The sequence below is a fragment of the Burkholderia sp. Ac-20392 genome, from assembly GCF_017104585.1.
Classification (GTDB): Bacteria; Pseudomonadota; Gammaproteobacteria; order Burkholderiales; family Burkholderiaceae; genus Burkholderia; species Burkholderia lata.
The window spans coordinates 1-6,426 of record NZ_JAAGPB010000470.1 but is presented as its reverse complement, the minus strand read 5'-3'; the positions used below and the strand labels follow the sequence as shown (position 1 = coordinate 6,426).

General features: G+C 64.4%; 4 protein-coding genes. 2 read left to right on the top strand and 2 right to left on the bottom strand.

Going from position 1 to position 6,426, the window contains the following annotated elements; translation table 11 throughout:
- Positions 1 to 222, bottom strand: a 222-nt coding sequence (locus tag G3N99_RS32245) for a biotin/lipoyl-containing protein (RefSeq protein WP_346778512.1), incomplete at its 3' end; no start/stop codon positions are given.
- A 68-nt stretch (positions 223 to 290) separates the two neighbouring features.
- On the bottom strand, positions 291 to 2,987 hold the full coding sequence (gene aceE, locus G3N99_RS32240) for a pyruvate dehydrogenase (acetyl-transferring), homodimeric type (RefSeq protein ID WP_174941854.1): 2,697 nt from the start codon (positions 2,985 to 2,987) through the stop codon (positions 291 to 293).
- A 273-nt stretch (positions 2,988 to 3,260) separates the two neighbouring features.
- On the opposite strand from aceE, the gene fixL reads away from it, so the two are divergent.
- Both fixL and fixJ read left to right on the top strand, forming a co-directional pair.
- Positions 3,261 to 5,777 carry an oxygen sensor histidine kinase FixL gene (fixL, locus tag G3N99_RS32235; RefSeq protein ID WP_206124397.1) on the top strand — a complete coding sequence of 839 codons (2,517 nt, stop codon included), beginning with the start codon at positions 3,261 to 3,263 and terminating at the stop codon, positions 5,775 to 5,777.
- The gene (fixJ, locus tag G3N99_RS32230) at positions 5,774 to 6,412 is read left to right on the top strand and encodes an oxygen response regulator transcription factor FixJ (protein ID WP_006493245.1); all 639 of its coding nucleotides are present in this window, start codon (positions 5,774 to 5,776) and stop codon (positions 6,410 to 6,412) included. The genes fixL and fixJ overlap by 4 nt, the downstream gene beginning before the upstream one ends.
- The last annotated feature ends 14 nt before the right edge of the window (positions 6,413 to 6,426 follow it).

Sequence of the window (6,426 nt, the reverse complement as noted above, 5' to 3'; positions counted from 1 at the left end):
GATCAGCGAGCCTTCCGACACGGAATCGCCCACCTTGACCTTGATTTCCTTCACGACGCCGCCGACCGGGCTCGGCACGTCCATCGTCGCCTTGTCCGACTCGAGCGTGACGAGCGACTGCTCCGGCTCGACGGTATCGCCGACCTTCACGCCGATCTCGATCACCGGCACATCCTTGTAATCGCCGATATCCGGCACCTTCACTTCGATCGCTTGACTCATCTGTTTCTGTCTCCATGGCCGCGCGCGCCCCTCGCGGGAGCGACGCGCGGCATCACACGGCGTGTGCGTTAAACGGTCATCGGGTTGGGCTTCGACGGATCGAGGTTGTACTTGGCGATCGCTTCCGCGACCACCTTGCGCTCGATCGTGCCCTCGTCGGCCAGCGCGTTGAGCGCGGCGACGGTAACCCAGTGACGGTCGACTTCGAAGAAGTGACGCAGCTTCTCGCGGGTATCCGAGCGGCCGAAGCCGTCCGTGCCCAGCACGACGAAGCGGCGATCGATCTGGCCGCGGATCTGGTCGACCAGCGCGCGGACGTAGTCGGTCGATGCGATGACCGGGCCCTGCGTGTCCTTCAGGCACTTCTGCACGTGCGACAGACGACGCTCTTCGGTCGGATGGAGCAGGTTCCAGCGTTCGACCTGGTGGCCTTCGCGCGCGAGTTCCGTGAAGCTCGGCACGCTCCACAGGTCGGCGGCGACGCCCCAGTCGTTCTTCAGGAGATCGGCGGCAGCGATCACTTCGTTGAAGATCGTGCCCGCGCCGAGCAGCTGGACGCGCGGCGCCTTCTTGTCGGCGTCGGCCTTCTTGAACGCGTACATGCCCTTGATGATGTCGGCCGCCACGTGCTCGCCCTGCGGAATCGCCGGGTGCTCGTAGTTCTCGTTCATCACCGTGATGTAGTAGTACACGTCTTCCTGGTCCTGCACCATGCGGCGCAGGCCGTCCTGGACGATCACGGCGAGTTCGTAGCCGAACGTCGGGTCGTAGCTCACGCAGTTCGGCACCGATGCCGCCCACAGGAGCGAGTGGCCGTCTTCGTGCTGCAGGCCTTCGCCGTTCAGCGTCGTGCGGCCCGCGGTACCGCCGAGCAGGAAGCCGCGCGAACGCATGTCGCCCGCGGCCCATGCCAGGTCGCCGATCCGCTGGAAGCCGAACATCGAATAGAAGATGTAGAACGGCACCATGATCTCGCCGTGCGTCGAGTACGACGTCGCCGCCGCGATCCAGTCGCACATGCCGCCCGCTTCGTTGATGCCTTCCTGCAGGATCTGGCCGGTTTCCGATTCCTTGTAGAACATCAGCTGGTCGGAATCTTCCGGCACGTACTTCTGGCCTTCCTGGTTCCAGATACCGATCTGGCGGAACAGGCCTTCCATGCCGAACGTACGCGATTCGTCCGGGACGATCGGCACGATGCGCTTGCCCAGCGCCTTGTCCTTCAGCAGGATGTTCAGGATCCGCACGAACGACATCGTCGTCGAGATCTCGCGGCCTTCGCCCGTGCCCTTCAGCAGCGGCTCGAATGCGTCGAGCGCCGGCACCGGCAGCGACGTCGCCTTCTCGCGGCGATGCGGCAGGTAGCCGCCGAGGTCCATGCGCTTCTGGCGCATGTATTCGAGTTCCTTCGAGCCTTCCTCGAACTTCAGGTACGGCACGTCGGCGATCTGCTCGTCGGTGATCGGCAGGCGGAACTGGTCACGGAACTTCTTCAGTTGCTCGACCGGCAGCTTCTTCTGCTGGTGCGTGATGTTCATCGCCTGGCCCGACTCGCCCATCCCGTAGCCCTTGATGGTCTTCGCGAGGATGACGGTCGGCGCGCCCTTCGTGTTCGTGGCTTCGTGGAAAGCCGCGTAGATCTTGTGCGGATCGTGGCCGCCGCGGTTCAGTGCCCAGATGTCGTCGTCCGACCAGTCGGCGACGAGTGCCTTCAGTTCAGGCGTGTTGAAGAAGTGCTCGCGCACGAACGCGCCCGACTCCGACTTGTACGTCTGGTATTCGCCGTCGACGGCTTCCATCATGCGGCGCATCAGCGCGCCCGACTTGTCGCGTGCGAACAGCGCATCCCAGCGGCTGCCCCAGATGACCTTGATCACGTTCCAGCCGGCGCCGCGGAACTCCGATTCGAGTTCCTGGATGATCTTGCCGTTGCCGCGCACCGGGCCGTCGAGACGCTGCAGGTTGCAGTTGATCACGAACACGAGATTGTCGAGCTTCTCGCGGCTCGCCATCCCGATCGCGCCGAGCGATTCCGGCTCGTCCGTCTCGCCGTCGCCGAGGAATGCCCACACCTTGCGGCCTTCGGTCTTCGTGATGCCGCGCGCCTGCAGGTACTTCATGAAGCGCGCCTGGTAGATCGCCATGATCGGGCCGAGACCCATCGACACGGTCGGGAACTGCCAGAAGTCCGGCATCAGCCACGGGTGCGGGTACGACGAAATGCCCTGGCCGTCGACTTCCTGGCGGAAGTTGTCGAGCTGCTCCTCCTTCAGGCGGCCGAGCAGGAACGCGCGCGAGTACACGCCCGGCGACGAGTGGCCCTGCACGAACACGAGATCGCCGCCGTGCTGCTCGGACGCTGCGTGCCAGAAGTGGTTGTAGCCGACGTCATAGAGCGTCGCGGCCGACGCGAACGATGCGATGTGACCGCCGACGTTCGTGTCCTTGCCCGCGCGCAGCACCATCGCCAGCGCGTTCCAGCGCGTGTACGAACGGATGCGGTGCTCGAGGTCCTGGTCGCCCGGAATCTTCGCCTGCGCGGCGACCGGGATCGTATTGATGTACGGGGTATTGGCGGAGAACGGCAGGTGTTCGCCGTGCATGCGGGCGAACTCGATCTGCTTTTCGATCAGGTAATGCGCGCGGCCGGTGCCCACGGAGGAGATCACGCCATCGAGCGACTCCAGCCACTCGACGGTTTCTTGCGGGTCGTCGTCACGTTCGGCGGCGACATATTTCATCACTTCGTTCGGTACAGCGGACATTCTCGTCTCCTGGGTCCTGGAATGTGAGGATCGCTCTCGTGCAGACGACGCGACGCGACCGGCTGCGGGCAAGCTCCGACGGATTGTAATGAGCGTGCGCGGGCCTGCGCAACAAAATTTTCGAATTGTGAGATCTTTTCTCGTAATGCGGAATATTGCTGCACTGCACCCATATTTCGGGGCTCTCCGGCGCGTCTCGGCTGAACAAATCCGTTTCCGTTCAACATATCCGGTATAGGTTTTCCATGTATTGCGCTGCGCTACAATCGTCCAATGTTGACCGATCGGCTTTTCGCACGCTCGGCGCGACCGTCGGGCCCGCCGGCGGAGTCGCAGCCGTCCCGTTGGCACCACGGACCGTGGTGGTCCAATTCCTATTTGCTGACGCCCCTGCTGTCGATCCTGGTGTTCCTGGTGGTGATGAGCCTCATCCTGTGGAGCCTCAATCGCCGCGAACAGCAGCAGCAGGAAGACACCCTCTTCCGTAACGTCGCGTGGGCGCAGCAGCAGATCCGCCTGTCGATGACGGGCGCGCAGGAACAGCTCCAGGCGCTGTCGCGCGATCTCGCCTCCGGCCGCCTCGACCAGAACGCATTCCAGATGGCGGTCGCGGACGTGATGCAAACGCATCCGGAAATCCTCTACCTGAACTGGTACACGTCGCCCGGCGTGCAGCGCTGGCCGACCGTGCATCCGCCGCTGCTCGGCCAGCGACTCGCGAAGCCCGGCGAAGCGCAGATGCAGGACGCCGTGCGCGGCGCGTACGACGAGGCGCGCAGCACGCGCCGCCAGGCCTATTCGCCGCTGATCTACGACGACTTCGGCAACGGCTTCATCACGCTGCAGACCCCGGTGATGCGCGGCGACCGCGAGTATCTCGGCTCGATCGCCGCGGTGTTCTCGGTCGAAGGCATCCTGAAGCACGACATCCCGCAGGAGCTGTCGTCGAAGTACAAGATCTCGATCACCGACGCGAACAACCGCGAGCTGTCGTCCACGTCGACGCGCCCGCGCCTGCCGCGCGACTCGCACTACGACCTGCCGCTCGATCCGCCCGGCCAGGGGCTGACCGTGCGCGTGTACGCCTTCCCGCAGCTCACGAACCTGACCAACAACACGCTCGTGTGGCTTGTCGCGGGCCTGTCGTGCTTCGTGCTGTGGAGCCTCTGGAGCCTGTGGAAGCACACGCGCCAGCGCTTCGAGGCGCAGCAGGCGCTGTACGCGGAAGCGTTCTTCCGCCGCGCGATGGAAAACTCGGTGCTGATCGGCATGCGCGTGCTCGACATGCACGGCCGCATCACGCACGTGAACCCCGCGTTCTGCCGGATGACGGGCTGGGACGAAACCGACCTCGTCGGCAAGGTCGCGCCGTTCCCGTACTGGCCGCGTGACGCATACCCGGAAATGCAGCGCCAGCTCGACATGACGCTGCGCGGCAAGGCGCCGAGCTCGGGCTTCGAGCTGCGCGTGCGGCGCAAGAACGGCACGCTGTTCCATGCACGCCTGTACGTGTCGCCGCTGATCGACAGCTCGGGCCGCCAGACCGGCTGGATGTCGTCGATGACCGACATCACGGAGCCGAAGCGTGCGCGCGAGGAACTCGCGGCCGCGCACGAGCGCTTCACGACGGTGCTCGAAAGCCTCGACGCCGCGGTGTCGGTGCTGGCTGCAGACGAAGCCGAGCTGCTGTTCGCGAACCGCTACTACCGCCACCTGTTCGGCATTCGCCCGGACGGCCATCTCGAGCTGTCGGGCGGCGGCTTCGACCGCGCGCAGGCATCGTCCGACTCGATCGACATGGTCGACGCGTTCGCGGGCCTGCCGGCCGCCGCGTTGACGAGCAGCACCGCCGATGCGCAGGAGGTGTACGTCGAGAGCATCCAGAAGTGGTTCGAGGTGCGCCGCCAGTACATCCAGTGGGTGGACGGCCACCTCGCGCAGATGCAGATCGCGACCGACATCACGACCCGCAAGAAGGCACAGGAACTCGCGCACCAGCAGGAAGAGAAGCTGCAGTTCACGAGCCGATTGATGACGATGGGTGAAATGGCGTCGTCGATTGCTCACGAATTGAACCAGCCGCTCGCCGCGATCAACAACTACTGCTCGGGCACGCTCGCGCTCGTGAAGAGTGGCCGCGGCACGCCGGAAACACTTCAGCCCGCGCTGGAAAAGACCGCGCAGCAGGCGCTGCGCGCGGGGATGATCGTCAAGCGGATCCGCGAATTTGTGAAGCGCAGCGAGCCGAAGCGCCAGCCGGCGCGGGTCGCGGACATCGTCGCCGACGCGGTCGGGCTCGCCGAAATCGAGGCCAGGAAGCGCAGGATCCGGATCGTCACGGAAATCCTCGCAAGAATGCCTATTATTTATGTCGACCCCGTGCTGATCGAGCAGGTGCTCGTGAACCTGATGAAGAACGCGGCCGAAGCGATGGCCGACGTGAAGCCGGTGGCGGCGGACGGCGTGATCCGCGTCGTCGCCGACATCGAGGCGGGCTTCGTCGACATCCGCGTGATCGACCAGGGCCCGGGCGTCGACGAAGCGACCGCCGAGCGCCTGTTTGAACCGTTTTACAGCACCAAGTCCGATGGCATGGGCATGGGGCTGAATATCTGTCGTTCGATTATCGAATCGCATCGGGGGCGTCTGTGGGTGGTCAACAACGTCGAGTCGGATGGCCGCATATCCGGCGCAACGTTCCACTGCAGCTTGCCCATTGGGGAACCCGCTGATCTCGGCCAAGGGGGGCGCGAGGCATCGGCATCACATACCGTTACGGGAGAACTATGAATAGCCCTGTCACCACCACTCAGGAAACCGTCTTTGTCGTTGACGACGACGAGGCCGTACGGGACTCGCTGCGCTGGCTGCTGGAGGCGAACGGCTATCGCGTGCAATGCTTCTCGAGCGCCGAGCAGTTCCTCGATGCCTACCAGCCTGCACAGCAGGCCGGCCAGATCGCGTGCCTGATCCTCGACGTCCGGATGTCGGGCATGAGCGGCCTCGAACTGCAGGAGCGCCTGATTGCCGACAATGCCGCGCTGCCGATCATCTTCGTCACGGGTCACGGCGACGTGCCGATGGCCGTCTCGACGATGAAAAAGGGTGCGATGGACTTTATCGAGAAACCGTTCGACGAAGCCGAGCTGCGCAAGCTCGTCGAGCGGATGCTCGACAAGGCCCGAAGCGAAAGCAAGAGCGTCCAGGAGCAGCGTGCCGCGAGCGAACGCCTGTCGAAGCTGACCGCGCGCGAGCAGCAGGTGCTCGAACGGATCATCGCGGGCCGCCTGAACAAGCAGATCGCCGACGATCTCGGCATCAGCATCAAGACGGTCGAAGCGCACCGCGCGAACATCATGGAAAAGCTCAACGTCAACACGGTGGCCGACCTGCTGCGTCTCGCACTGTCGAAGAAGCAGGCCTGAGCGAGCGCCGGCCA

Bases quoted from the DNA above. Each gene is read 5' to 3' on its own strand.
- fixL (WP_206124397.1), top strand. From the start codon at position 3,261: ATGTTGACCGATCGGCTTTTCGCACGCTCGGCGCGACCGTCGGGCCCG.
- fixJ (WP_006493245.1), top strand. From the start codon at position 5,774: ATGAATAGCCCTGTCACCACCACTCAGGAAACCGTCTTTGTCGTTGAC.
- aceE (WP_174941854.1), bottom strand. From the start codon at position 2,987: ATGTCCGCTGTACCGAACGAAGTGATGAAATATGTCGCCGCCGAACGT.